Origin of the sequence: Salinicola avicenniae, assembly GCF_023736115.1 — a bacterium.
Classification (GTDB): Bacteria; Pseudomonadota; Gammaproteobacteria; order Pseudomonadales; family Halomonadaceae; genus Salinicola; species Salinicola avicenniae.
The window spans coordinates 623,591-649,012 of record NZ_JAKQZC010000001.1 but is presented as its reverse complement, the minus strand read 5'-3'; the positions used below and the strand labels follow the sequence as shown (position 1 = coordinate 649,012).

The 25,422-nt window shown below is 64.9% G+C and carries 23 protein-coding genes; 9 read left to right on the top strand and 14 right to left on the bottom strand.

Going from position 1 to position 25,422, the window contains the following annotated elements:
* Positions 1-23: 23 nt before the first annotated feature.
* From MC381_RS02965 to MC381_RS02950, 4 genes are all read right to left on the bottom strand, one after another.
* Positions 24-1,328, bottom strand: coding sequence for a TRAP transporter large permease (locus MC381_RS02965; protein ID WP_251976228.1), 1,305 nt, complete (start codon positions 1,326-1,328; stop codon positions 24-26).
* Positions 1,325-1,879 carry a TRAP transporter small permease subunit gene (locus MC381_RS02960; protein ID WP_251976227.1) on the bottom strand — a complete coding sequence of 185 codons (555 nt, stop codon included), beginning with the start codon at positions 1,877-1,879 and terminating at the stop codon, positions 1,325-1,327. The genes MC381_RS02965 and MC381_RS02960 overlap by 4 nt, the downstream gene beginning before the upstream one ends.
* A gap of 82 nt (positions 1,880-1,961) precedes the next feature.
* Positions 1,962-2,963: a TRAP transporter substrate-binding protein gene (locus tag MC381_RS02955; protein ID WP_251976226.1), complete on the bottom strand. Its 1,002-nt coding sequence runs from the start codon at positions 2,961-2,963 to the stop codon at positions 1,962-1,964.
* Positions 2,964-3,224: 261 nt separating this feature from the next.
* Positions 3,225-4,361, bottom strand: coding sequence for a M42 family metallopeptidase (locus tag MC381_RS02950; protein WP_251976225.1), 1,137 nt, complete (start codon positions 4,359-4,361; stop codon positions 3,225-3,227).
* A gap of 155 nt (positions 4,362-4,516) precedes the next feature.
* Between MC381_RS02950 and MC381_RS02945 the strand changes: the two genes are divergently transcribed.
* Entirely contained in the window at positions 4,517-5,419 is a 903-nt protein-coding gene (locus tag MC381_RS02945; RefSeq protein ID WP_251976224.1) for a polysaccharide deacetylase family protein, read from the top strand.
* Between the two features lie 10 nt (positions 5,420-5,429).
* Here MC381_RS02945 and MC381_RS02940 read toward each other — a convergent pair whose 3' ends face one another.
* Complete coding sequence (locus tag MC381_RS02940; RefSeq protein WP_251976223.1) at positions 5,430-6,785, bottom strand: Na+/H+ antiporter family protein; 1,356 nt, start codon at positions 6,783-6,785, stop codon at positions 5,430-5,432.
* 652 nt (positions 6,786-7,437) lie between these two features.
* Between MC381_RS02940 and MC381_RS02935 the strand changes: the two genes are divergently transcribed.
* From MC381_RS02935 to MC381_RS02925, 3 genes are all read left to right on the top strand, one after another.
* Positions 7,438-7,782, top strand: a complete 345-nt coding sequence (locus tag MC381_RS02935; RefSeq protein WP_251976222.1) for a hypothetical protein — start codon at positions 7,438-7,440, stop codon at positions 7,780-7,782.
* A gap of 137 nt (positions 7,783-7,919) precedes the next feature.
* Entirely contained in the window at positions 7,920-8,636 is a 717-nt protein-coding gene (locus MC381_RS02930) for a hypothetical protein (RefSeq protein ID WP_251976221.1), read from the top strand.
* A gap of 13 nt (positions 8,637-8,649) precedes the next feature.
* The gene (locus MC381_RS02925; RefSeq protein ID WP_251976220.1) at positions 8,650-9,873 is read left to right on the top strand and encodes a sulfotransferase; all 1,224 of its coding nucleotides are present in this window, start codon (positions 8,650-8,652) and stop codon (positions 9,871-9,873) included.
* 105 nt (positions 9,874-9,978) lie between these two features.
* Here the strand turns inward: MC381_RS02925 and MC381_RS02920 are convergent, their stop codons facing one another.
* On the bottom strand, positions 9,979-11,628 hold the full coding sequence (locus MC381_RS02920; protein WP_251976219.1) for an OpgD/OpgG family glucan biosynthesis protein: 1,650 nt from the start codon (positions 11,626-11,628) through the stop codon (positions 9,979-9,981).
* A gap of 209 nt (positions 11,629-11,837) precedes the next feature.
* Here MC381_RS02920 and MC381_RS02915 point away from each other — a divergent pair, with 209 nt between their 5' ends.
* Positions 11,838-13,094: an alpha-hydroxy acid oxidase gene (locus MC381_RS02915; RefSeq protein ID WP_251976218.1), complete on the top strand. Its 1,257-nt coding sequence runs from the start codon at positions 11,838-11,840 to the stop codon at positions 13,092-13,094.
* 12 nt (positions 13,095-13,106) lie between these two features.
* On the opposite strand, the gene dld is transcribed toward MC381_RS02915, so the two are convergent.
* Complete coding sequence (gene dld, locus MC381_RS02910; RefSeq protein ID WP_251976217.1) at positions 13,107-14,894, bottom strand: D-lactate dehydrogenase; 1,788 nt, start codon at positions 14,892-14,894, stop codon at positions 13,107-13,109.
* 91 nt (positions 14,895-14,985) lie between these two features.
* Positions 14,986-15,519, bottom strand: a complete 534-nt coding sequence (gloA, locus tag MC381_RS02905) for a lactoylglutathione lyase (RefSeq protein ID WP_251976216.1) — start codon at positions 15,517-15,519, stop codon at positions 14,986-14,988.
* 323 nt (positions 15,520-15,842) lie between these two features.
* Between gloA and MC381_RS02900 the strand changes: the two genes are divergently transcribed.
* The 3 genes from MC381_RS02900 to MC381_RS02890 all read left to right on the top strand — a co-directional run bounded on the left by MC381_RS02900 (position 15,843) and on the right by MC381_RS02890 (position 18,520).
* A complete protein-coding gene (locus tag MC381_RS02900) occupies positions 15,843-16,289 on the top strand; it encodes a C40 family peptidase (RefSeq protein WP_251976215.1) in 447 nt (148 codons plus the stop codon).
* A 111-nt stretch (positions 16,290-16,400) separates the two neighbouring features.
* Positions 16,401-17,675, top strand: a complete 1,275-nt coding sequence (locus tag MC381_RS02895; protein WP_251976214.1) for a DUF445 domain-containing protein — start codon at positions 16,401-16,403, stop codon at positions 17,673-17,675.
* 209 nt (positions 17,676-17,884) lie between these two features.
* The gene (locus MC381_RS02890; RefSeq protein WP_251976213.1) at positions 17,885-18,520 is read left to right on the top strand and encodes a peroxiredoxin; all 636 of its coding nucleotides are present in this window, start codon (positions 17,885-17,887) and stop codon (positions 18,518-18,520) included.
* 82 nt (positions 18,521-18,602) lie between these two features.
* Here the strand turns inward: MC381_RS02890 and MC381_RS02885 are convergent, their stop codons facing one another.
* Positions 18,603-18,782 carry a hypothetical protein gene (locus MC381_RS02885; RefSeq protein ID WP_251976212.1) on the bottom strand — a complete coding sequence of 60 codons (180 nt, stop codon included), beginning with the start codon at positions 18,780-18,782 and terminating at the stop codon, positions 18,603-18,605.
* 173 nt (positions 18,783-18,955) lie between these two features.
* Here MC381_RS02885 and MC381_RS02880 point away from each other — a divergent pair, with 173 nt between their 5' ends.
* Complete coding sequence (locus MC381_RS02880) at positions 18,956-19,510, top strand: flavin reductase family protein (protein ID WP_251976211.1); 555 nt, start codon at positions 18,956-18,958, stop codon at positions 19,508-19,510.
* Positions 19,511-19,528: 18 nt separating this feature from the next.
* Here the strand turns inward: MC381_RS02880 and MC381_RS02875 are convergent, their stop codons facing one another.
* The 5 genes from MC381_RS02875 to MC381_RS02855 form a co-directional block, all read right to left on the bottom strand.
* Entirely contained in the window at positions 19,529-20,548 is a 1,020-nt protein-coding gene (locus tag MC381_RS02875) for a histone deacetylase family protein (protein WP_251976210.1), read from the bottom strand.
* Between the two features lie 85 nt (positions 20,549-20,633).
* Positions 20,634-21,629: a 2-hydroxyacid dehydrogenase gene (locus MC381_RS02870; RefSeq protein ID WP_251976209.1), complete on the bottom strand. Its 996-nt coding sequence runs from the start codon at positions 21,627-21,629 to the stop codon at positions 20,634-20,636.
* Positions 21,630-21,760: 131 nt separating this feature from the next.
* Positions 21,761-23,440 (bottom strand): ABC transporter ATP-binding protein, encoded by a 1,680-nt coding sequence (locus MC381_RS02865; protein WP_251976208.1) that lies wholly within the window; start codon positions 23,438-23,440, stop codon positions 21,761-21,763.
* 18 nt (positions 23,441-23,458) lie between these two features.
* The gene (locus MC381_RS02860) at positions 23,459-24,292 is read right to left on the bottom strand and encodes an ABC transporter permease (RefSeq protein WP_251976207.1); all 834 of its coding nucleotides are present in this window, start codon (positions 24,290-24,292) and stop codon (positions 23,459-23,461) included.
* A 140-nt stretch (positions 24,293-24,432) separates the two neighbouring features.
* Entirely contained in the window at positions 24,433-25,413 is a 981-nt protein-coding gene (locus MC381_RS02855) for an ABC transporter permease (protein WP_251976206.1), read from the bottom strand.
* Positions 25,414-25,422: the final 9 nt, after the last annotated feature.

Genomic DNA, 25,422 nt, shown 5'->3' with positions numbered 1-25,422 from the left:
ACTGTCGCCCTGCCATGTTGCGATCACCCCCGCCCCTGAACATGATTGGGCAGCCAGGTCACGATCTCCGGCATTACCGCCAACAGTAGCGTGAACGCCACCATGATCAGAAAGAATGGCAGCACCGCACGAGCAATTTGCCCGATCTTCATCCCGGTAATGCCGTTGATCACGAACAGGTTGAAGCCGACCGGCGGCGTAATCTGCGCCATCTCCACGACCAGCACCAGGAACACGCCGAACCAGATCGGATCGAAGCCGGCCTGCGTAATCAGCGGCAGCGTGATCGGCAGCGTCATGACGATAATCGACATCCCCTCGAGCAGCATCCCCAGCACCACGAAGAACACCAGCAGCATGGCGATCAGCGCCAGCGGCGAGAGCCCCAGCGATGCAATGGCATCGGCGATCGTGCGCGGCACGCTGAGAAAGCCCATTGCCACCGACAGGAACATGGCACCGACGATGATCAGTCCGATCATCGAGGTGATCTGGGCCGCCCCCATCAGCGCGCTCCACAGGCTCTGCCAGCTCAGACAGCGTTGCAGCAGGCAGACGATCAGCGCCCCCAGCACACCGACCGCACCCGCTTCGGTGGGGGTCGCCATGCCGGTCAGCATGCTGCCGATGACGAAGGCGATCAGCAGCGCTACTGGCCCCAGCTGGACCAGTGCACGCAGGTAATCCGCCGCGCGCAAGCCACGCTGACGCGGTGGCAACTGCCCCGGATTGAGCAGCGCATGAATGCCGATATAGCTCATGAAGGCCAGGGCCAGCAGCAGTCCCGGCACGATCCCGGCGATGAACATCTTCAGGATCGAGACCTGTGCCAGCACGCCGTAGATGATCATGATGGTGCTGGGCGGAATCAGAAAGCCAAGCGTACCGGCACCGGCCAGCGTACCCGCCGCGAGCCGCGCATCGTAACCGCGCAGGGTCAGCTCGTTGGCGGTAATCCGCCCGACCGTCGCCGTGGTCGCGGCCGAGGAGCCGGAAATCGCGGCAAACAGCGTGCAGCCGAGAATGTTGGTATGCAGCAGCCGCCCGGGAATACGGTCGACCCAGGGCGCCAGACCGTCAAACAACAGCTGCGTCAGGCGGCTGCGGAACAGCAGCTCGCCCATCAGAATGAACAGCGGCAGCGCGACCAGCTCGGCGCTGGTGGTCGAATTCCATACCGTCTGTGCCAGCAGCTTCTCGACCGGCATGAAGCCACGGAACGTCTCGAGCGAGACGATCCCGACCCCAGCCAGCCCCAGCCCGACCCAGACACCGCTGGCGAGCAGTGCCACCAGCAGCGCAAATGCAGTCAGCATGATCGCCGTCATGAAACGCCCTCCGTCGTGCGGGCCGGCGCGTTGTCCGGCATCTTGTCGGGAAGCTCGTCGAGCAGCGTGGGCGCCAACACCAGTACCAGCCCGCGCACAATCAGCGTCGCCGTGAAGATCATCAGGCCCATGGCCATCAGCAGGCGCGGATAGATCAGCGGGATCTGCTGCGGTGTGCTCGACACCGTGCCGCTTTGCCACGTTTGCAGACAGAATCCGATGAAGGCCGCGCTGAAGAATACGGCAATCACCGCGCCGAGGAGGGTCGCCAGCAGGTCCAGCCAGCGCACGCCGCCGGCCGGCAGATTCTCGCGCAGCAGGGTGATGCGGATATGTTTTTCATTGCGCAGCGACCAACTGCTGGCCATGAAGATGATCAGACCGAGCAGATAGCCACTGATCTCCCAGGTAAAGCCGAGACTGAACCCGAGCAGATTGCGCGAGACGATCTCGGAGAGCATGAGAATGAAGAGCAGCGCCATGGCGAGGGCAGCCAGTGCCGCGCTGGCCCAGGCCAGACGGTCACTGTACCGCAGCAAGCGAGAGATCATCGGAGGTGTCCCCTGGTCGAACGGAGCGCGCCGCGCGGCGAGCCTCGAGACTCACCGCACGGATCGGATAGCAGTGGCGCGACTAGTCGGCGTCGCGCGCCTCGAGGTAGCGCGTCATCAGCTCGTCCGCCTCGGCCCCGGCGGCCTCGCGGAACTGCTGCCACTGTGGCTGGGCCGCTTCGGTCAGCGCCTCTGACATCGCCGCATCCGGCGAGGAGAGCTGGATCCCGTTGTCGGCCAGAATCTGCGCGTTACGCGCGTCCTCGTCCTTCGAGACCTGCTGGAACTGGGGTTCCATCTCGCGAGCCAGTGACTCGATGGTCTGCTGCTGCTCGTCGGTCAGCGAGTTCCAGGCGTCCAGATTGATCGAGACGACATCCGGTGCCAGCTGCCAGTCGAGCTTGTTGAAGTAATCGGTGAACTCCCAGAAGTTCCCGTCGACGCCGGACGGCGTGGAGGTCGTCACCCCGTCGATCGCGCCGGAAGCCAATGCCGGCACCACTTCGCCCCACGGCATCTGCACCGGCGAGGCGCCCAGTGCATCGAAGAACTCGGTGCCGTTCTTGTCCACGGTGCGCAGCTTCACGCCGGCCAGATCATCGACCGTTTCCACCGGCTGCTGGGTGAAGACGCCCTGTCCCGGCCACGGCACGGTATACAGAAACTTCTGGTTGAAGCGGGCGGCCACGTCTTCGTAGTAGGGCCATGCCGTCTCGCGCAGCAGTGCCGCGTCATCCTCGTCGCGCGTGAGGTAAGGGACGGACTCGATGCCCAGCAGCGGCGCTTCGCCGACTTGCTGGGTCAGCAGCATGTCCGCGCCTTGCACGATACCGTCGCGCACGGCCGACAGCAGTTCCGGGCCCTTGAGGCCGAGCTCGCCACCCGAGTGGACATCCAGAATGACTTCACCGTCGGTAGCTTCTTCCACGGCGGCAGAGAACTGCTTGAGCGTCTGCGCCTGGAAATTGCCTTCGGGCCAAGGGGTCACGATCATCAGCTGCGTCGCGGCCTGGGCACTGATGGCGCTCGTACCGAGGAGGGTTGCCGTACCGAGCACGGCAAGACGGGAAAGGGTCGGCTTCATGTTCGACTCCTGGGTTATTGTTGTCGCCACGAAAAGCGGCTGTCATCTCGTTCGCGGCCATGTTGTCTTATGGGTGCCGCTGTGGAATATCTTTGGCATACCATGGCATGCAAGTCAATTCTCAGAGTGCAATTGGTCGTTAGTATGAAGAGGCATCGACGCGAGCCGAACGGGGCCGAGGCGAGTTGAACGGGGCCGAGGCGAGAGGAGCAGGGCGAAAGGAATATGCCGCGACCCGACGGTCGCGGCATGCCTTCGGATTCACTCGAAATAGCTGAAGGTCTCGCCCGGTTCGATCGCCAGAAGCGTGTGGTAGATCAGCTCGATCACATGCTCGACGTCCTGCTTGTGGACCATCTCGACGGTGGTGTGCATGTAGCGCAGCGGCAGCGAGATCAGCGCCGAGGCGACTCCTGAATTGCTGTAGGCGAAAGCGTCTGTGTCGGTGCCGGTGGCACGCGAGCGCGGGAGGCGCTGGAACGGAATCTTCTGCTCGGTGGCGACCTGGATCAACCGCTCGCGCAACTTGTTCTGGATCGCCGGGGCGTAGCAGATCACCGGCCCGTCGCCGATCTTGTTGGCGCCTTCGCGACGCGGTTCGATCATCGGCGTCGAGGTGTCGTGGCTGACGTCGGTGACGATGGCGACGTTGGGGTCGAGGCGCTCGGCGATCATTTCCGCGCCGCGCAGGCCGACTTCTTCCTGCACCGCGTTGACGATGTAGAGACCGAAATCGAGCTTCTGCTTGCGCGCCTTCAACAAACGCGCGACCTCGGCGATCATGAAGCCGCCGATGCGGTTGTCGATGGCGCGGCAGACCAGCTTGTCGCCGTTGAGCACCATGAACTCATCCGGATAGGTGATCACGCAGCCGACGTGGACGCCGAGCGCTTCGACCTCATCCTTCGAGCTGGCGCCGACATCGATGAAGATGTTGTCGAGCTCTGGCGGCTTCTCCTTCGGCCCCTGACGACGGGTATGGATCGCCGGCCAGCCAAAGACGCCCGGCACGATGCCGTTGTCGGTGTGGATGTTGACGCGCTTGGAGGGGGCGATCTGATGGTCGCTGCCGCCGTTGCGGATGACGTAGATCAGCCCGCTGTCGGTGATGTAGTTGACGTACCAGGAAATCTCGTCGGCGTGGCCTTCGATCACCACCTTGTAGTCGGCGTGCGGATTGATCACGCCGACCGCGGTGCCGTAGGTGTCGGTGATGAATTCATCGACGTAGGGTCGCAGGTACTCCATCCACAGCTTCTGCCCTTCCCACTCATAACCGGTGGGCGAGGCGTTGTTCAGATAGCGCTCGAGGAATGTCATGGCGTCCGCATTCAGCGGACGGTTGGCGCTGCTGCGGGCGCCCTTCTTGCTCGGGCTCTTGCCGGTCGTCTTGCTCATGCCATCTCCCTGAAAGGTCGGTTCGTCGATCTAGCTTAGCAGCCTCAGGGTCGCGAATGCGCTACCCCCGCGCCGAGTGCTCGCTGACGCGACGTCGCAGGCGACGAGGACGCGTCTACGCTGAGGAGTCCTGCTGACTGTCATGGAGAGACCGCATGTCTCGAGCGCCGCTCAACCACCACGAACGCTTTGCCTACCGCCCGATCATCGACCGCGATGCCTGGCGCTGGCCCAACGACACCGGTCTGGCCGTCTACGTGGCACTCAATCTGGAACATTTCGAGTTCGGCCAAGGGCGCGGGCCGGGCATTGCGCCACCCGCACCGGCGGGCGAACCCGACGTGCTCAACTACGCCTGGCGGGAGTATGGCAATCGCGTGGGGGCGTGGCGCTGTCTCGAGCTGTTCAACGCACTGGACCTGGCTGCCGGCGTGATTGCCAATACGTCGATTCTCGATCACTGCCCCGAGTTGATCGACGCCTTCATCGAGCGCGGCGACGAGCTGATCGCTCACGGCCATACCAACGCCGAACGTCAGGGGCAAATGACAACGACGGCAGAACGACAACTGATCGGTGCGACGCGCCAACGCCTGCAGGTGCATGGCGGGCAAGCCGTGCCGGGCTGGCTATCGCCGTGGATTTCGGAGAGCGAGAAAACGCCGGATCTGCTCACCGAAGCGGGCTTCGCCTATACGCTGAACTGGGCGCACGACGACCGCCCGACCCGGATGCAGACGGATCACGGCCCTCTGTGGTCGATTCCTTATCCGCAGGAGCTCAACGACATTCCAACGATCTCGACGCACCGCGTGTCGATGGAAGAGTTTTGCGACATGATTCGCGACCAGTTCCATGAGCTACGCGAGCAGTCCCGGCACCAGCCGCTGGTCATGGGTATCGCGCTGCACCCTTTCCTGACCGGCCAGCCGTTTCGTCTGCGCCGCCTGCGCGCCGTGCTGACCGAACTGGCCGGCTACGGCACCGCCGATGGCGTGTGGTGGACAACGCCCGGTGCGATTGCCGGGCACGTCGACGCGCAGGCGTCCTCGCAGTGACGGGGCGAAGCTAGAGCACCATTGCCGCAATCCATCCAAAGATCAGCAGCGGCACGTTGTAGTGCAGGAAGGTCGGCACGACGCTATCCCAGATATGGTCGTGCTGGCCGTCGGCGTTGAGCCCGGCGGTCGGGCCCAGGGTCGAATCCGAGGCCGGCGAGCCGGCATCGCCGAGTGCGGCGGCGGTGCCGACCAGGGCGGTGGTCGCCAGCGGCGAAAAACCGAAACCGAGCGCCAGCGGCACATAGAGCGAGGCGATGATCGGAATGGTCGAGAACGACGAGCCGATCCCCATGGTGATGAACAGCCCCACCAGCAGCATGACCAGCGCCGCCAATCCCTTGTGGTCACCGATCGCCGCCGCCGAACTCGTGACCAGGCTGTCGACCGCCCCGGTCGCCTGCATCACGCTGGCGAAGCCGGCGGCGGCGATCATGATGAAGCCCACCAGCGTCATCATGCGCATGCCTTCGGTGAAGACATCGTCCTGCTCGCGCCAGCGGAACACGCCGCTCAGCGAGAGCAGCGCAAAACCGAAGAGGCCACCGAGCACCATCGAGTCGGTCACCAGCTGGACCACCACGGTACCCACCAGGGCCACCGCCAACACGCCCTTCTGCCAGGTCGACAGCGAGACGACCGGAGGCGTCACCGAGGCGTCGGTGCTGTTCGCGCGCTCGATATCACGATCGGCGTACTCGCGCTGGCGACGGTAGCTGAAGAACACCGCCACCAGCAGACCCAGCGCCATGCCACCGATCGGCATCGCCATCGCCAACGGCACCTGGGACGCCGCAATGTCGAGCCCTTGTTCGGCACCACTGGCGTTGAGATTGGCGAGCAGGATGTCGTTGAGAAAGATCGCGCCGAAGCCGACCGGTAGCAACATATACGGCGCGGTGATGCCGAAGGTGATGACGCAGGCCACGGCGCGGCGATCCAGCCTGAGGCGATTCATCAGCGTCAGCAGCGGCGGCACCAGGATCGGTATGAAGGCAATATGCACCGGGATCAGGTTCTGCGAGCTGATCGCCGCCAGCAGCAGGCAACCCAGCAGACCCAGCGTCAACTGGCGCCTTTTTCCGCCAGCGCCGTGCAGGTGAAAGCGATCGACCGCGCGGCGAGCCAACCCCTGAGTGATCCCGGCGCGCGATAGTGCCACCGCGAAAGCGCCAAGCACGGCGTAGGAAAGCGCCACCGTCGCGCCGTTGCCCAAACCGTCGTTGAAGGCCTCGAGAATCTCGTCGAGGGGCATTCCCGCATAGAGTCCGCCCGCCAGCGCCGCCACAATCAGCGCAAACACCACCGAGACGCGCGCCAGACTCAAGGTCACCATCAACAGGATGGCCAGTACTACCGCATTCATGCATTGCCTCTCTTGCCGCGAAATCCACTCGTCCGGACGCTACCGATCCGAGAAAGGCGCCGATGATATCGCCCCGATTCGTGAACGCCAGCGAAAATCGACGGCAACACAACAAACACCCCGGCTGGCGCCCTGCTCGAGCCGGATCGACTGCCATCGTGACGGTTACCTGAACAACCAGTGGTTACAAATTTCGGCGAATGTCGGCGAACGAGTTAACAAAAAACCTGATTCTTTTTCGCCTCGTCGACCCTAAGCTGAACAGTAACAACGGACCGGTACGGAGAGTACCGGCCGAGGCCGCCGCGCTGTCGGCAGCCTCCGGGGGTGATTGAAGGGGCTAGCTCAGCAACTTCAGGAACATGTGACATGCACAATTTGGATCGTGCCCGCCGCGCCCGCCCCGTCGCAGCGCGACGGCGGTGCCGCCCTACCCGCCGCCAGATCGTCAACGGCATTCCTCGCAGCGCCCTTCCAGGCAGGATCGCGTCACAGCCGCGCCAGGGATCGTGGTGGCTGCTACCTCGTTGCGACACCACATCATTGCAACACTCCATCATTGCAATACCCCATCATTGCGACACCACATCGTGATTGATCCACTCGGCGCGACCGTTCGCGTCGATCTCGACACCTTTGGGAGGTGAACGCCATGACCCACATGACCCGCCGATACGCCAAGCTCATGCCGACCGGCCTGCTCGCCGCCGTCGCCATCCTGCCGCTTACCGCCGAGGCCTATGTCGGCCCCGGTGCGGGCCTCAGCCTGCTCACCGCGCTCTGGGGCATCATTGCCGCCATCGGGATGGCGCTGTTCTTCGTGGTGGCCTGGCCGATTCGGCGCATGCGTCGGCGGCGCAAGGCAGAGGCTGCCGCCGCCAACGGCACACCGGCGCAAGCCGCGCACGTCAACCAGGCGGCTCAGGACCCCGAGACGCCACCGACCACCCGCCAGGTCGAAGAGAGCGAGATCCGCTCCCCCGAATCGCGCCACTGATCGCAACCTCGACCGGCGTGCCGTTCACGTCCTTGAGCGGCACGCCGGCCGACCCGATTCCCCCGCGCAATCGTCTCGACGGCAGTGGCCGAGCGCCGCTACCGCGAGTGATCGCGTGTCTCGTGTCAGGAGGACACATGGGACTACTGGACTTACCCGATCCGCTCTTCGGTGCCCTCGACGACGGCCTGGCCACGGTTCTGCCGGGCGGCGTGCGTCTAGCGATATGGGCGATCATCGCCGGCGTCGGCACGCTGCTGCTCTATCGGCTGCTGTCACCGCAGGGCCGGATCGGCGAGGCCAAGCGCAATGCCCGCGCCGCGCGCCAACAGCTCAACGCGTTCGATGGCGAATTCAGCGATGCCGGGCCACTGATCCGCAACCAGTTCGTCAGTGCGTTTCGCCATCTTGGCCTGGTGCTGCTGCCCACGTTGGTCTCGATTCTGCCGCTACTGGCCCTGCTGACCTGGCTGGAGAGCCACTACGCCCATACCCTGCCGGCGCCGAGCCAGGCGCCCGAGATTCAAGTCACGCCGGAGACGTATCAACCACAGTGGCGAGACGAGGGCAACGCACCGCACCTGATTGTCAGCGACAGCAACGGCGAGCTGGCCAATATCGCCATGACGGCGCCGATCCCGGTCGTCGAGCCGCACCAGTGGTGGAATTGGCTGGCCGGCAACCCGCTGGGCTATCTGCCGGCGGAAAGCGGCATCGAGCGCGTCACGATCGCGCTGCCACAGCCAGAGTACCTGCCCTTCGGCCCCAGCTGGATGCGCCACTGGCTGGCGATTTTCTTCCCCGTGATGTTGATCGTTTCTCTGTTGACCTACCGCTGGGCCAAAATCGAATGAGGGGCACAAGCGAATGAATCAGCCAACCGTCAACCGCTCGAAAGAGACCGCCCCCGACGACCGCCAGCGCGAGAGCGTCACGGCCGATGACCCAGGCTTCGTGGTCCCCGGCTGGATGCACTGGCTCGGCGGCTGGATCCATCGCAAGCCACAGACGTGGATCCGGCTCGGCAACCTGGAGACCCGCGCGGTCAGCGATGCCATTGCCGATATCCGCGTCGACCGCCCGGTCTACGTCTCCGGCCTCGCCCGCTCCGGCACGACCATTCTGCTCGAGCACCTCGCCGCCAACCCGGCCGTCGCCACGCATCGCTACATCGATTTCCCGCCGCTCATGACGCCTTACTGGTGGAATCGCTGGCTGGCCAGGGTTCCCAAGTCGGGGGAAAAGGCGCAGGAGCGCGCGCACAAGGACGGCATCGAAGTGACCTCGCAAAGCCCGGAGGCTTTCGAGGAGATGCTGTGGATGGCGTTTTTTCCCGCCACCCATGATCCCGCGACCAGCTCGGTGATGGGCCGGCAAGCGGAGCATTCGGCCTTCGCGCGCTTTTACGACGAGCACGTGCGCAAGCTGCTCGCCGTGCGCAAGCGGTCCCGCTATGTCGCCAAGGGCAACTACAACCTGGTGCGGCTGGGCTATCTCCATGCGCGCTATCCCGATGCCCGCTTTCTGCTGGTGATCCGTGACCCGATCTGGCATATCGCCTCGCTGATGAAACAGCAAAAGCTGTTCGTCGCCGGCGAAATCAGCGAGCCGCGCGCACTCGAGCATATGCGTCGTGTCGGCCACTACGAGTTCGGGCTCGACCGCCGTGCCATTAACGTGGGCAACGACGAGGAAACGCGGCGGATCACCAAGCTGTGGGAAGCCGGCGCACAGGGGGATCGAGCCAGCGAAATCGAGGGCTGGGCGCGCTACTGGGCGGCGATCTACGCCCACGTCGCTGACACGCTGGATGCAGACTCCGCGCTACGGGAAAGCGCCCTGATCGTGCGCTACGAGGAACTCTGCGGCCAACCGCTCGACACCCTGGGCGGCATCTTCGCCCACGCCGACCTCGAGATCGACGCGCCCACCCTCGAGGCCGCCGCCGGCGATCTGCATGCCCCGACCTACTATCGCCCGGACTTCAGCGACGAGGAGCTCGCCATGATCGCCGAGATCACCGGCCCGACGGCACAGCGTTTCGGGTATGGGCGTCACATCGACAGCGGCGGTCCCCCGGGAACGCGTTGAAGGCGGCCAGCCTCGTTTTGCGATCTCCACGCAAAACGGGGCGGCCCGGTAGCCGCCCCGCAAGGGGTCCCGCCTGACGCGCTAGATCTAGCGCCAACTTGCCCGCTAGCTGTTGGGATGCGCCGGGTACTGACGTTCTTCCGGTGCCGGCGGGAAATACTGGAACAGCCAGGTCTCGCTGACCGTCTCGTCGTTGGCGGTCAGGTGCAGACGCATGTTGATCGGGTCACTGGACTCGCTGGTCGGGTACCAGTCGAACTGAATGCGGAAGCCCTCGAACTCGTCGACCCACAGGATATCGAGCTGGCGAACCTCGCCCTCGGGCATATCGAGTGCCGTCTTGATATCGACCCCGTCGTCATAGAAACGCTTGAGCTCGCCGCCGGTGAAGTCGACTGCAATGCGCTGCGCCCACTCTTCGGGGTAATGCTCGCCGGGCGCCCAGCCCTCGGGGAAGCCGCCGATCCCGGTGAAGGTCTTGCGCACCCGCGCCAGCTCGCTCTGCACCGGCGGCTGCGCGCTCCAGTAGAGGCGGTAGCCGTAGGAGAGCATCTGCCCCGGCTCGATCGCCTTTTCCGGTTTCCAGAAGGCCACCACGTTGTCCATGGTCTCGCCGGTCGTCGGGATCTCGAGCATCTGCAGCTCACCGGGACCCCAGTCGCCCTTCGGTTCGACCCACAGACTCGGACGCTCGTGGTAGTTGCCGACGATATCCTCGTAGTGGGTGAAGTCGTGGTCGGTCTGCAGCAGCCCGAAACCTTTCGGGTTGTCGTTCGAGAAGGTATTGAACTGTAGGCGCGGCGGATTGTTGAGCGGGCGGCAGACCCACTCGCCATTGCCGAGCCACATCGAGAGACGGTCGGAATCGTGAATCTGCGGATGGTAGGTCAGGCACATGTCGCGCTGCTGGGTTCCGCAGCTGAACATGCTGGTCATCGGCGTGACCCCGAGCTGGGTGATCGTCTCGCGCGGGTACAGGTGCTTGTCGATATCCATCACCACGCGCGTCTCCTCGCAGCGGATGACGAAGCGGTAGGCACCGGCCAGGCTCGGCGAATCGAGCAGCGCATAGGCGGTAAAGGTCGTGCTGCCCGGCTCCGGCGTCTCGAACCAGAAGCGGGTGAACGCCGGGAACTCTTCCTGCTGGCCGTCGGTGTAGGTGTTCACCGCCACGCCACGCGCGGAGAGCCCGTACTGGTACGTATCGTCGACGGCGCGGAAGTAGCTCGCCCCCAGGAAGGAGACGATATCCTTCTCGGTCAGCAGCGGCGACTTGAACACGCGGAAGCCGGCAAACCCGAGATCGCCCTGCCCCTCGAGCTGCGAGACATCGACATCGGCCCGCGAATAGTCGAACAGGTCCGGGCGGAAATGGATCTCGCGGGCGCGCTGGGTCTCTGGATCGACCGAGTACATGCGCACCGGCTGGTTGAATGCCATGCCGACATGAAAGAACTGGATATCGAGCGTCCCGTTCATCTCGTTCCACAGCGAGTGCTCGGGATCGTAGCCGATGGCGTTGTACTGCTGCGGCGTCAGGTTGGCCAGCGTCGGCGGCAGCTGCTCGACGTTGCTCTGATAGGCCTTGGCGGCGAGATCCTTGGCAAAGCCTTGCAGCCATTCGAAGCTGAACGCCTCGGAGTCGCCATCGGCGATTCGGCTGGACTCCTGGGCCACCGCGAACAGCGGCGCCGAAGGCAGCCCGTACCATGCCGCCAGCGCAATGGAACTCTTCAGCAGGGTTCTACGATCCATGAACACGCATCCTTTGTGAATTGCCGTCGATTCTGCAGCATACCCGATCCCGTCGGGGCAGGCTGCATCGGAAAAGATTCCCTCTTCAGACGTCATGGAGGGCGCGGGGTTCAGTCGCCTGGGCGTGGCAAGAAGAGTACGGCATCGCCGCCGGAAAGGAAGCGTGCTAACGTCAAAGGCCTCCCTGTTTCGGCTGTGAGAGAGGCCCCGTGAAACGTCGCTATCTATCCCACTATCACTGGCGTCGTGCGCAGAGCATCGACGAACTGGCGTGGATGGCACGCCGTCGCCTGCCCGCTTTCGCCTGGGAGTACGTCCACGGTGGTGCCGAGGACGAGATCACGCTGCAGGACAACCGCCGGGCCTTCGCCGCCTGGGGCTTTCAACCGCGAACGCTGGTCGATGTCGAGACACGACACAGCCGAACGACGCTGCTCGGCGCAACCGCCGAGATGCCACTGGCGATCGCCCCGACCGGCTACAACGGCATGCTGTGGAAGGATGGCGATATCGCCCTGGCACGGGCGGCGGCGTCCCGCGGGGTGCCCTTCACGCTGAGCACGGTCTCCTGCAACAGCCTCGAGGCGATCGCCGAGGCGGTTCCCGAGGCACGCCTGTGGTTCCAGCTCTATGTGCTCGACGATGAAGCGGTGCGCAACGACATGCTGGCACGCGCCCACGCTGCAGGCGCCGAGGCACTGCTGGTCACGACCGACACCGTCGTGCTGGGTCGCCGCGAATGGGACGCCCGCAGCTATCTCAATCCGCGCCGGCTGGCGCTGCCACAGCTTTTCGATGCCGCGCTCCATCCGCAGTGGGCCTACCGGGCTCTGTGGCCGGCAGGGCTGCCGACGCTCGGCAACCTGATGAAGTATCTGCCGAAGGAGCAGCAGAGCGCCGCCAGCGCCGCGGGCTACATCAATCAGCGCATGACGCGCCGGCTGACGTGGGAGGCGCTCGAGGACATTCGCGCGCGCTGGCCGGGCAAGCTACTGATCAAGGGCATCATGAATGCCGCCGATGCTCGCGAGGCGAAGCGCATCGGCGCCGATGGCGTGGTCGTCACCAATCACGGTGGGCGACAGCTCGACGGTGCCCCGGCGACGCTCGATGCCCTGCCGGAGGTCGTCGACGCCGTGGGCGACGCGATGCATGTTCTGCTCGACAGCGGCATCCGCCGTGGCGGCGATATCGCCAAGGCGGTCGCGCTGGGCGCCGAAGGCGTACTGTGCGGCCGCGCCACGCTCTACGGTCTGGCGCTTGGCGGCGAAGCCGGCGCGACGCAGGCGCTCGACCTGCTGCGCGACCAGCTCCACAACCTGCTTGCGCAGCTCGGTCGGCCGACGCTCGATCAGTTGACGCCCGAATGCCTGCGCCGCTCGCCCTATGCGCCGGGCGCCGACGACACCCCGCGGCGCCCCTCTGCCTTGGCACCGAACGGCGAGCACCTCGGCGACGTACCTTGACGGGCGACGCGATCAAGCCCTCTTCGACGAGGCGGCCGTCGACGCCGCCTCGCTCGCTGCAGCCCCAGCCCAGTGACGGCACTTGCTGGTCTGGCCAATGCCGGGGTTGAAGGCGTTGCAGGGGTCGAGCTCACGATAGAAATCGGCCAGCGCGGGCTTGGCCTTATAGAGATGACCGACATTGTGTTCCGCGGGGTATTCCGCGCCACGAGCGTCGAGCAGTGCCCACATGCGGTGCTCGAGCGCCAGGCAATCCGTGCCCTTGGCGACGATATAGTCCTGGTGCAGCACGTGGCAGAGAAAGTGACCGTAGTAGAGCTTCTTCACTAGCGGTCGCTCGATCTCGTCCGGCAAGGTCTCGAACCAGTCGCGTTCGTTGCGCTTGAGGGCGATATCCAGCGCGACGATATCCTCGACCGTGTCATCGTGCATGATGCGATAGCGCACCGCCGCGCCCGCCGCCGCGAAGCGATGCAGGAACGCCTTGGCGCCCTCGTCCACCGTGCACTCGAAGTATTCTCCTTCGTACCCGGTGCCTTCGGCACCCCCAAAATGCTCGCGCAGCAGCGCGCGGGTCGGCTCGACGCTCTCGCCGGAGACCTTGAGCATCAGATGGTGCTCGAAGCAATCACGATACTCGGTCAACCGAGCGGGCAGGTGCGACGGAAACAGCTGGCTCAATCGCTGCAGCGCACGGTCGGACATGTTGGCCGGAAAGCCTAGACGGTCACAGAAGCCGTCGATCCGATTCTTGAGCGCGAAGAAGCGCGGCAGCCGTCCGGTACCGAGCGCACGGATAGTGAGGAAGGTGTCCTTGCCATATTTCTCGGCAACGTCGAACGCCTCGCGATGCATGTACTCGCCGGCCACCGGCAAGGTCTCGAACTCGGCCAGAATACGCCGGCGCAGCGCCGTCAGCGCCTGGGTATCGTTGGTACCGAGGTAGAACACCTGGGCGCCCTGCTCCTGCGGAAAGGTATCGAGACGCAGCGCGAACACCATCAACTTGCCGGCGGAGCCGGAGGCCTCGTGCAACCGGCGCGGGTCGGCGTTGAAGCGCGCCGGCGTCTCGGCATCGATCTCGCGCACGTGATCGCGGTAGTCCGGATCCGAGGCCGCCGCACCGGTGTGGGCGATATCGGCGGCGGTATACTGCCCGCGTTCCAGCCGCGAGAGGATCGCTTCGGGATCGACCTCCTGCCCCCGGCCCAGCTGCACGCCCAGATGATTGACAAGTTCGAGCCGACCATCGGCATCGAGTCTGGCGTGGATCGAAAGCTCGGTGTACGCCGGCCCGCGCTTCACCAGCGACCCGCCGGAGTTGTTGCAGACGCCCCCGAACACCGAGGCGCCGAGACACGACGAACCGATCACCGAATGGGGCTCGCGACCGAGCGGCGCCAGCCGCTTCTCGAGCTGGTCCAGCGTGGCGCCGGGCAGGCAGATCACCTGCCTTCCCTCGTCGATCACCTGCAGCTGGTCGAGACGCAGGGTACTGACGATGACGATCTCGCGGTCGTAGTCGTCACCGTCCGGCGTCGAGCCACCGGTCAGGCCGGTATTGGCGGCCTGGGTAATGACGATACGATCGCTCTCGACGCACGCCTTGAGTACCCGCCATTGCTCGACCAGCGAACCGGGGCGTACCACCGCCACCACCGGGCCGTCGCCGAAGCGAAAGCCCCTGCGGTAGCGTCGCGTGCCAACCTCGCTGGTAATCACGTGGCGCCGGCCGACGATCCCGTTGAGTCGCTCGATGAATGCCTGTTTGTCGACGCCGCCGCCCTGCTGCTGGCTCATACTGACTCCCTGTTCGGTATCTGCCGTTCGATCTCCAGATGCCATACCCGAAGCGAAACCGCCCTCACGACAGGGTCGGCGAGCCGTTCTCTTACTGACCGAGGCCTTTCGACAACGACGGCTGCACTACCTCGATCCAGTAACCGTCCGGGTCCTTGACGAAGATCACGTTCTTCATCTTGCCCTGATCGGCCCGCTTCTTGAATTCGACATTGTTGGCGTCGAACCAGCTTTCCGCCGCGGCGATATCGGGCACGGAGAAGCAGATATGGCCAAAGCCCTGCGGTTCGGCATTGCCGTCGTGATATTGAAGCTCGGGGTCGTTCTCGCTGCCCCAATTATGAGTCAGCTCCAGGACCCCCCTCTGCGAGAAGGTATAGGCCGTACGCTCGCCCTCTTCGGACGGAATCGTGCTCTCGTCGTCGACGCGCGCCAGAAAGTAGAGCGTGAACTGCATCTCGGGGAAATCGAGCTTGCGCAACAGGCGCATGCCGAACACACGGGTGTAGAACGAGAGCGAGGCCTGCGGGTCTTTCGCGCGCAGCATGGTGTGGTTGAATACGAACCCTTCGGTCTCGCGCGGGGCCGGCTCGACGCCCGGCACCTGATCTTCGCTGATCGCCATGAAACTCTCCCTCTGATTGATCATTTAAGGCGTGGATAACGGCCCGTATGTCACCAAGATGAGGGCGACACCACCAGGCCACAAGTGGCGTCGGCGGCGCGTGGCGTCGGGCCCCGCCAACACCGGCTATTTGCAGCCTTACGACCCTGCTCTACACTCGAGACAAACTGGCAGATAGAGCCCGCGGCATGGCGACAGGCACAACTCCGTTTTCACGACTTCCGCTTCCCCAGCGGCCAGACCGTCGTCCCGCCCTTCGCGGCGCGCGGCTCATCGGAGACGCCCCGCGCGCCTCGTTCGGCTGCCTGCTGCTGTGCCTACTCATGCTGATGGTCGCCGGTTGCAGTTCGCAGAAGACGATCGCCACCCGTGACGATGGCCCTGCCATCGACGGCGACAACCTCTCCATCGATCGTATCCTGGTGATGTCGGCGGCCAAGGACGCGCTGGGTACGCCATATCGGTGGGGCGGGACGACGCCCGCCGGCTATGATTGCTCGGGGCTGGTGCAGATGGCCTACGCCAAGGCCGGTATCTCGCTGCCACGCACGTCGAACGACCAGTATCACGCCTTCGAGGAGATCGACGTCGCACGCCCCGGCGACCTGCTGTTCTTTGGCAGTGGCAGCCGAGCCACCCACGTCGGCATCTACATGGGGGACCGCCAGATGATCCATGCCCCGGGTAGCGGGCGCACCGTGACGGTCTCCTCGCTGGATATCCGCTATTGGCGTCAGCACTACCTCGGCGCCGCCGCGCCAGCCCGATGATACCTGGCTTGCCCGTGGCCGCACGCGCGCCACTGTTGAGACGCCTGATTGCTCTTTCGGTGGGCACGCTCGTACTTTTACCTACGCCCACTCATGTCGGGATACCGCTGCTTGACCGCTCCCATACCTGATCGCCGGCGCATCGCCGGTTATTGCCTGGCCGCCGCCGCCATACTCTATGTGGCCGGCGTCTGGCTCGAACGCCCTTATCCGGGGTTAGCCTGGCTGACTGCCTTCGCCGAGGCCGCGCTGATCGGTGGCATCGCCGACTGGTTTGCCGTCACTGCCCTGTTCCGGCACCCGCTGGGCCTCAAGATCCCGCATACGGCGATCGTGCCGCGCAACCGGGCACGCCTGGGGCGCAGCCTCTCCGCGTTCATTCGCGAGAATTTCCTCGACGAGCAGTACGTCCGCGATAGCGTGGCACGTTTCGATGTCGCGACGGCCCTGGTCGACTGGCTATCGCGACCGACGCGCCAGCGTGCGCTCGCCGGTCGTCTCGCCACGGCGCTGGCGAGTGCGCTCTCCGCCGTGCGCCAGGAGGCGGCGCGGACGTTTCTGACTCAGGCGTTGCGCTATCAGCTCGGCCGTCTCGACAGTTCGCGCACGCTGGCGGCGTCGCTACAGGTGCTGGTAGCCGAGCGGCGTCATCAGGCACTGCTCGACGACAGCCTGAAACGGCTTTCGGACTGGCTGGCGGAAGAAGAGAACCAGGAGCGGGTCAAGCACTTCATTACCGACACGGTCTTCCGGCTGTTCAACCCCAAGGTCATGGGGCGCGAGGTGAGCCTGAACCGCCTGGCCGGCTGGCTGATACGCGAACGAATCGTCGAACAGAGCGCGCGCCTGATCCAGGCCGTGAGCGACGATCCCGATCATCCGCTACGTCACCATCTCGACCGCCAGTTCGCCTCGTTGATCGACGAAGTCCGCACGGATCCAGCGCTTCGGGAACGGCTCGACCGCCTGCGTGACGATCTGCTCGCCAACGAGCGCCTGGCCGACTGGCTCGGCGCAGTATGGGAGGACATCATGGCCTGGCTGGCTCGGGATCTGGCAAGCCCCGATTCCGAGGTGCGAGGCTATCTGGAGCGCTTCATCGGCTGGTACGCCGACTCGCTTCAGCACGATCCGGCCGCCCGTCAGTGGCTGAACGACCAGGCGCTGGCGGTCATCCCGCCGCTGGTGCAGCGCAGCGGCCCTCATGTCGATGCCTGGATCGAGCGCTATCTGAACAGTCTCGACAGCCGCGAGATCGTCGCGCAGATCGAAAAGAACGTCGGCAACGACCTGCAGTACATCCGCATCAACGGGACACTGGTCGGGGGGCTGATCGGCGTGGCGATCCACGCCCTGACCCAGCTGACGCTGCTGCTGAGCGGCTGATCAGGTGGGCACCCCCACCTCGCGCGCGCGCCTCTGCCCTTGAGAAATGCCTGCGTGGCTACCACCTTTACAGACGCAGCGGCGCATCAGCCGAGCGGTGGCATGTCGTTATCACCATCGATTGTTTCACAGCGCCGCCGCCGCTCGGCATGATGAGCGCCCGATTCGAGGCTTCGCGAAGAGGCCACCACCGGTAAAAGGAGTAAGTCATGGCTCTGCAACTCGGCGATACCGCCCCGGATTTCACGCAGGAAAGCACCGCGGGACCGATCAATTTTCACGAGTGGGCCGGCGATGACTGGGTCATCCTGTTCTCCCACCCTGCCGACTTCACCCCGGTCTGCACGACAGAGCTCGGCGAGGTGTCACGCCTGAAGCCGGAGTTCGAACGTCGCAACGCCAAGGCCATCGGCCTCTCCGTCGACCCGCTCGACGATCACACGCGCTGGATCGGCGATATCGAAGAGACCCAGGGCTGCGGACTCAACTTCCCGCTGCTCGCCGACGCCGACCGCAAGGTGAGCGAGCTCTACGGGATGATTCACCCCAATGCCAGCGGTACCAATACCGTGCGTTCGGTCTTCATCATCGATCCGAACAAGACCGTACGGCTGACCATCACCTACCCGCCGAGCACCGGCCGCAACTTCGCCGAGATCCTGCGCGTGCTGGACAGCCTGCAGCTGACCGACGGCTACAAGGTCGCCACGCCGGTCAACTGGACCGACGGCGACGACGTGATCATCGTGCCCTCGATCGACAACGAGCAGGCGAAGGCCCTGTTCCCCAACGGCTGGGAGGAGAAGAAGCCCTACCTGCGCGTCACCAAGCAGCCGAACAAGTAAGCGAACGACTCCGCCGTGCGGCTTCATACAACGACGCCCGCGCTCGAATGAGCGCGGGCGTCGTTTTCGTTTCACGGCATGTTCAGCAGCGCGAGCAGTGTTTCAGGGACTTTTCCTGACGGAGACGCAGCGTACGTCTCGGGGCGGCCAGGCGCAGCGGCGGTCGCGTCAGCGTTATCATCATGGCGCGTACCAAATGCGCCAACACGTAGATGACGACGGCCATAATGATCAACGCCTTGATGCGCCCGGAAATCTTCACGCTGCGGCTCCTGGAGAAGGAAGGTGGGGAGAGGTGGCAGTCAGCATAAGACCACACAACTGTGACGAAAAATTGAAGGCGTTGATAACGCCCATGCCAAACGTCGATACGACTATCCGACGTCCGAGATGACCTATGCTGAGGTGAGTGCTATCGGCCAGGAGGCAAGCGACTTGAGTGACCGCAAGCGTGATTTCCCGCTCGACCAGTGCCGCTGTCATCTGGAGACCGGGCCGGTGGTCCTGGTGGGATCGCAGTGGCAGGAGACGCGCAATCTGATGGTGATGGGCTGGCACATGATGCTCGGCTTCACACCAGCGCACTTCGGCTGTCTGATCAGCCCGGGCAATTACAGCTATCGCCTGATCCGCGAGAGCCGCGAATGCACGATCAACGTGCCGACACGCGAACTCGCCGATGCGGTGGTCGGCGTCGGTAACAGCAAAGGGTATGAGGTCGACAAGTTCGCGGCCTTTGGCCTGACCCCCGAACACGGCGAGTGCGTGTCGGCACCCACGGTCGCGGAGTGCTACGCCAGCTTCGAATGCCGGCTGGCCGACGACAGCCAGATCGATCGCCACGAGCTGTTTATCTGGGAGATCGTCAAGGCGCATGTCGACCCCACGGTCGAGCGCCCGAAGACGCTCCACTATCGCGGCAACGGCCGCTTCATGATCGCCGGCGAGGAGATCGACCGCGCCGCGGATTTTCGCGACGAGATGCTATGACGCCGAATCGCCGGACGCTCAACGTGCCAGCAATCCCTCGAAGAAACTGACCGCGTTCTCCTCGAGCCCTTCGAGGTAGTAGCCGCCCTCCTGCACCACCAGCGTCGGCAGATCGAGCGCGGCCACCTCGCGGCCCAGACGGCCGAAACCTTCCGTAGAGACCGCCACCTTGGCCTGCGGGTCCTGCTCGTGGATATCGAAGCCGAGCGCCAGCACCAGTGCATCGGGCTCGAACAGTTCGATCGCCTGGCGCGCCTCGGCCAGCCGTGCGAAGAATACCGATTCGGGCGAGCCGTGCGGCATCGGCAGATTGAGATTGTAGCCCAGCCCCTCGCCCCGACCGCGCTCGTCCTCGAAGCCGCTGACGGCCGGATAGAAGTTAGTGGTATCGCCGTGGATCGAGATATACATCACGTCCGCGCGCTCGTAGAAAATCTCCTGCACGCCCTGGCCATGGTGCATGTCGGTATCCAGCACGACGACGCGCGGATAGCGTGAGGTCAGGTGCTGGGCGGCGATGGCGGCGTTGTTCAGAAAACAGAAGCCGCCGGCGGAGTCGATCCCCGAGTGGTGTCCCGGCGGGCGCGACAGCGTATAGGCCGTGCGCTCGCCCGCCAGCAGCGCTTCGGCGCCGGCCACCGCGCTCTGCGCCGCCCAGTAGGCGGCCTGCCAGGTGTGCTGGCCGACCGGTGCACTGCCATCAGCCAGATAGCGCGCTGCTTCGGCGAGAATCCCGCGCAGGGCGTTGGGGGAACGCACGAAAACATTGGAGATCACCTCTTCGCCCCAATCCTCGCCGAGTTCGTGCCAGCGGCGGTGCGCGCTTTCGAGGAAGCGCAGATAGGGCAGCGAGTGCACCGCGCGTAGCGGCGCGACACCGTGATCCACCGGCGACTGAACCTCGAAGCCGAGGCGCTTGGCAGCGCTTAGCAGATGCTCAGCGCGATCGCGAACTTCCTGCGGCTGGCGCATCTTGCCGCGTGAAAAGTAGGTCTGCGGCTGGTGCAGCAGCTGATCGTCGTGAAAAAAGGTCTTCATGTTGTTGTCCTTAGGGTCTGAGACGACGGCCTGAGGGAAGGCTCGAGACAAAACCGGACTCGCGGGGCTCGCGCTCGCCGGGCGCTCAGTAACCGGCGTCGCGATCGACGAGGCTGACGGGCAGTTGCCCCGCCTCCAGCCCGGCCAGCGCTGCGGCGACTTCCTGCGCCACCTGCGGCGGCGTCGAGTCGCAGGCGTCGTGCGGCGTGACCGTGATCTTTTCATGCGTCCAGAATGGATGCGTTGGCGGCAACGGCTCGGTGGCAAAGACATCGAGCGAGGCACCGGCGAGCTGGCCGCTGTCGAGTGCAGCGAGCAGATCCGCCTCGATGAGATGCTCGCCGCGGCCGACGTGGATCAGCGCCGCCCCCTCCGGCAGACGCGCAAAGAGCGCGGCATTCAGGATGCCTCGCGTCTGTGGGGTCAGCGGCAGTAGCGTGACCAGAATCTCGCTGCGGGCCGCCAGATCGCCCAGCCCCGCTTCGCCGCTGAAGCCTTCGACGCCCGCCGGCAGATTGCGTCCGCTACGTGAATAGATCGCGACGTCGTAACCCAGCGCCAGCAGCGCCTGCGCCACGGCACCGCCCATCTTGCCGGCGCCCAGCAGCCCGACACGAACCTCGGCGGCGTCGCGCTTGGGCAACCGCTCCCATTGTCGGCGCCGCTGATTGGCGAGATACTCGCCGAAGCGCCGGTGGTGCCACAGCACGTGCCAGGCCACGAACCCCGCCATCATCTGCCCTTGCGCCTCCCCGGCGATACGCATCAGCGGTACCGAGGCCGGCAGGCTGGGATTGTCGAGAATGCCGTTGACCCCGGCGGCGATCGACGACACCAGACGCAGGTTCGGGTAGGCCTCGAACGCCGTATCGTCGGGGTACCACGCCAGCGCGAACGTCACCGCCTCGGGTTCCTTGATCGCCTCGGGCAGCGCCAGCCGAACCTGCGGCGCATAGCGTGCGAAGGCCTCGATATAGGCCGTCATGATCTCCGGGTCGCCCAGCAGGACCCCCTGAACCGGCGTCGTGGTGGGGGTATTGCCGGCGCCGCCGGGCCTATCACTGACCATCGTCTTCGTCACGTCTGCTTCGCCTTCTTCACTGTCTTGTCAGTCCGCTCTTTACAATCAGTTCGACAGCGCCGGTCTCCCGGCGACTGTCGGCGCTGTGTTGTCGTTCCTATGCTGTCATCCACGTGCTGTCGCCGCCGCGCTCAGATGGCGCCGACCGCCGCCGGGGCCGTCTCGCGTCGATCCTGACGCCCGGGAATCGCCTCGAGCAGCTCGCGAGTGTAGGCGTGCTGCGGAGAGAGAAATATCTCGCGGGCGCTGCCGTGTTCCACGATACGCCCCTTCTGCATCACGATCAGACGATCGCAGATCTGCGCCGCCACGCGCAGGTCGTGGGTGATGAACAACAGTGACAGCTCGAGTTCCTGCTTCAAGCGGTCGAGCAGTGCCAGCACCTGCGCCTGGATCGAGACATCCAGCGCCGAGACCGCCTCGTCGGCGACGATCAGCTCCGGGTCGAGTGCCAACGCGCGCGCGATGCCGATACGTTGACGCTGACCGCCGGAGAATTCATGCGGAAAACGCTCGGCGGCGCTGGCATCGAGCCCCACCGTAGCCAGCAGTTCGCGCGCCTGTTCGAGCGCCCGCGCCTTGGGGACGCCGTTGGCGATCGGCCCCTGGGCGATCGCCATGCCGACCTTGATACGCGGGTTGAGCGAGGCGTACGGGTCCTGGAAGACCATCTGGATGCGCTGGCGATGCTCGCGCAGCTCGCGCCCCTCGAGCGCGCGCAGATCGACACCGTTGAGCGAGATCTCGCCACTATCCGGCGTATTGAGACCGACGATACAGCGCCCGAGCGTCGACTTGCCAGAGCCCGACTCGCCGACGATACCCAGCGTTTCACCGCGCCCCAGGGAGAACTCGATACCGTCCAGCGCGACCACTTCCCGCTTGGGCTGAAACCAGCCGCCGCTCGAGCGATAGACCTTGTCGAGCCCCGACACCGAAAGCAGCGGCTTGGTGTCGCCGGCATCGCGCGTCGGCGGCACCGCGTCTCCCGGGATCGCCTCGATCAGCGCCCGGGTGTAGTCATGCTGCGGCCGTTCGAGCACGTCGCGCGCCTCGCCCATCTCGACGATCTTGCCCATGCGCATGACGCAGACGCGGTCGGCGATCTCGGCCACCACACCGAAGTCATGGGTGATGAACATCACCGCCATGCCGCGACGGGTCTGAAGGTCCTTCACCAGATGCAGAATCTGCGCCTGGGTCGTCACATCCAGCGCCGTGGTCGGCTCGTCGGCGATCAAGAGCTCCGGCTCGAGCGCCAGCGCCATGGCGATCATCACCCGCTGGCGCTGACCGCCGGAAAGTTCGAACGGATAGGCCCGTAGCGCAGCCTGCGGATCGGGCAGGCGCACCTCTTCCAGCAGCGCCAGGGCCCGCTCGCGCCGGGCCTTAGACGTCAGCAGGCCGTGGGCCTCGAACACCTCGGCGATCTGCTCGCCGACGCGCATCAGCGGGTTGAGCGCGGTCATCGGCTCTTGAAAGATCATGCCGATGCGCTGCCCGCGCAGCTCGCGATGTTCGATCTCGGAGAGCGCCAGCACGTCCTGGCCGTGAAACAGCGCGCGACCCTGGGCCACGTTCACGCCCTGGGGCAGCAGGCCCATGACGGCGTTGGCGGTCATCGACTTGCCGGAGCCGGACTCGCCGACCACGCACAGGATCTCGCCGGCGTTCAATTCGTAGTTGATGTTATCGACCGCGTAGAGGCGGTCGGCCCCCTCCGGCAGCGACAAAGCCAGGCGCTCGATGCGCAGCAGCGGGGCGTTCGACGCGTCGGCGGACGCCCCCTCGTTGCGAGACAGTTCACTCATGATCGACCTCCTGTCATCTCAGCGCGCACGCGCCAGTTGCGGGTTGAGCGCGTCATCCAGGCCTTCGCCGACCAGATTGAGCGCCAGCACGGTAAGCAGGATCGCGACACCGGGGATCACCGACAGCCACCAGGCCTGACGCATCACCGTGCGCGCCGCGCCGATCATGTAGCCCCACGACATGGTGTCCGGATCGCCGAGGCCGAGAAAGGACAGCGACGACTCCAGCAGGATCGCGGTGGCCACCATCAGCGAGGCGAGCACGATCACCGGCGACAACGTGTTGGGCAGGATCTGCTTGATGATGATGTCGCGGTGGGTCTGGCCGACCAGCCGCGCCGCCTCGACGTACTCGCGGTGCTTGATCGACAGAAACTCCCCGCGGACCAGACGCGCGACCGGCGGCCAGCTGACGATGGCAATCGCCAGCACGATCGAAACCGTGCTCGGCTCCAGGATCGCCACCAGCACGATCGCCAGGGCGAAATTGGGGATCGTCTGGAAAAACTCGGTGAAGCGCATCAGGGCATCGTCGATCTTGCCGCCGAAGTAGCCGGCCAGCGCGCCGAGCGGTACGCCGATGGCGAGCGCGACAACAGTCGAGATCAACCCGATCAGCAGCGACACCCAGGCACCATGGGCCAGCCCGGCGGCCACGTCGCGCCCCATGGTGTCGGTGCCCAGCGGGAAGCCGGCGATTTCGCCGGGCGCGAGGAAGGGCCGCTGCACCATGCGCCATGGCGAGTCGGGATAGAGAAACGGCGCCAGCAGCGCGAGCAGGACCACCAGCGCGAGGATGATCAGGCCGACCAGCGCACCGCGATTCTGCGCAAAACGTTTGAAGAAGTTCATGCAGCCTCCATGGAAAGTGTTGCCTGGATCGCCGAGCGGAATGAAGCGCGAGGCGCACGGCGCTCAGAGGGCAAGACATAACTGGCTGTTAGGATTGCGCTAGAGCACCGCGCAACGAAGCGATTCGTCTGCGCAGACATTCAGGCAGCGCTCTGCTTGATGCGGGGATCGGCGAGCCGGTAGATCACGTCGGTCAGCATGTTGAACAGGATCACCAGCAGGGCACAGAAGAAGAAGATGCCGAGCAACAGGTTGTAGTCGCGCTGCATCAGCGCTTCGTACATCAAACGGCCGATGCCGGGCCAGGCGAACACGGTCTCCGTCAGCACGGCGCCGCCCACCATCTGCCCGGCCTGCAGGCCAGCCAGGGTGATGATCGGCAGGAGCGCGTTACGCAGGATATGACGACGCTGGATCACGCCAGGCGCGAGCCCCTTGGCGCGTGCCGTCTTGACGAAGTCCTGCTGGGAGACGCTCAGCATCGAGGTGCGCGTCATGCGGGTGTAGACCGCCATGAAGAAGAGCCCCAGCGTCAGCGCCGGCAGGATCAGGTGCACGGCGACATCGCCCGCATGCGCAAGCCCGGTGTAGCCGGCACCGACGGTGGCATAGCCGTAGGCTGGCAGCCAGTCGAGCACCACCGAGAAGATCAGCACCGCCATCATCGCCACCCAGTAAAGCGGCGTGGCATAGAACAGCAGCGACAGCCCCATGATGATCGAGCCGGAAGGTCGCTTGACCCGCATCGCCGCCAGCGTGCCGGCGAGAATCCCCAGCGCCAGCGAGATCACGAAGGCGGCACCGGTCAGCATCAGCGTGGCCGGCAGCCGGTCCAGAATCAGATCGAGCACCGGCATCTGCTGGCGGTAGGAGTAGCCGAAGTCGAGCTGCAGAACGCCGCTCATGTAGCGCCAAAGCTGAACCGGCAGCGGCTGGTCGAGACCGAAACGCTCGCGTAGATCTTCCAGGAACTGCTCGTCGGCCGCCCCCGCCTCGCCGGCCATGACCGCCGCCGGGTCGCCGGGTGCCGCGTGTATCAGAAAGAAATTGAAGACCAGGATCGCCAGCAGCACAATGACCGCCTTGCCGATACGACCCAGGATCAGGGAGAGATAGGGCATCATTCCGTC

Bases quoted from the DNA above. Each gene is read 5' to 3' on its own strand.
- MC381_RS02965 (WP_251976228.1), bottom strand. From the start codon at position 1,328: ATGACGGCGATCATGCTGACTGCATTTGCGCTGCTGGTGGCACTGCTC.
- MC381_RS02960 (WP_251976227.1), bottom strand. From the start codon at position 1,879: ATGATCTCTCGCTTGCTGCGGTACAGTGACCGTCTGGCCTGGGCCAGC.
- MC381_RS02955 (WP_251976226.1), bottom strand. From the start codon at position 2,963: ATGAAGCCGACCCTTTCCCGTCTTGCCGTGCTCGGTACGGCAACCCTC.
- MC381_RS02950 (WP_251976225.1), bottom strand. From the start codon at position 4,361: ATGAGCAAGACGACCGGCAAGAGCCCGAGCAAGAAGGGCGCCCGCAGC.
- MC381_RS02945 (WP_251976224.1), top strand. From the start codon at position 4,517: ATGTCTCGAGCGCCGCTCAACCACCACGAACGCTTTGCCTACCGCCCG.
- MC381_RS02940 (WP_251976223.1), bottom strand. From the start codon at position 6,785: ATGAATGCGGTAGTACTGGCCATCCTGTTGATGGTGACCTTGAGTCTG.
- MC381_RS02935 (WP_251976222.1), top strand. From the start codon at position 7,438: ATGACCCACATGACCCGCCGATACGCCAAGCTCATGCCGACCGGCCTG.
- MC381_RS02930 (WP_251976221.1), top strand. From the start codon at position 7,920: ATGGGACTACTGGACTTACCCGATCCGCTCTTCGGTGCCCTCGACGAC.
- MC381_RS02925 (WP_251976220.1), top strand. From the start codon at position 8,650: ATGAATCAGCCAACCGTCAACCGCTCGAAAGAGACCGCCCCCGACGAC.
- MC381_RS02920 (WP_251976219.1), bottom strand. From the start codon at position 11,628: ATGGATCGTAGAACCCTGCTGAAGAGTTCCATTGCGCTGGCGGCATGG.
- dld (WP_251976217.1), bottom strand. From the start codon at position 14,894: ATGAGCCAGCAGCAGGGCGGCGGCGTCGACAAACAGGCATTCATCGAG.
- gloA (WP_251976216.1), bottom strand. From the start codon at position 15,519: ATGGCGATCAGCGAAGATCAGGTGCCGGGCGTCGAGCCGGCCCCGCGC.
- MC381_RS02900 (WP_251976215.1), top strand. From the start codon at position 15,843: ATGCTGATGGTCGCCGGTTGCAGTTCGCAGAAGACGATCGCCACCCGT.
- MC381_RS02890 (WP_251976213.1), top strand. From the start codon at position 17,885: ATGGCTCTGCAACTCGGCGATACCGCCCCGGATTTCACGCAGGAAAGC.
- MC381_RS02875 (WP_251976210.1), bottom strand. From the start codon at position 20,548: ATGAAGACCTTTTTTCACGACGATCAGCTGCTGCACCAGCCGCAGACC.
- MC381_RS02865 (WP_251976208.1), bottom strand. From the start codon at position 23,440: ATGAGTGAACTGTCTCGCAACGAGGGGGCGTCCGCCGACGCGTCGAAC.
- MC381_RS02860 (WP_251976207.1), bottom strand. From the start codon at position 24,292: ATGAACTTCTTCAAACGTTTTGCGCAGAATCGCGGTGCGCTGGTCGGC.
- MC381_RS02855 (WP_251976206.1), bottom strand. From the start codon at position 25,413: ATGCCCTATCTCTCCCTGATCCTGGGTCGTATCGGCAAGGCGGTCATT.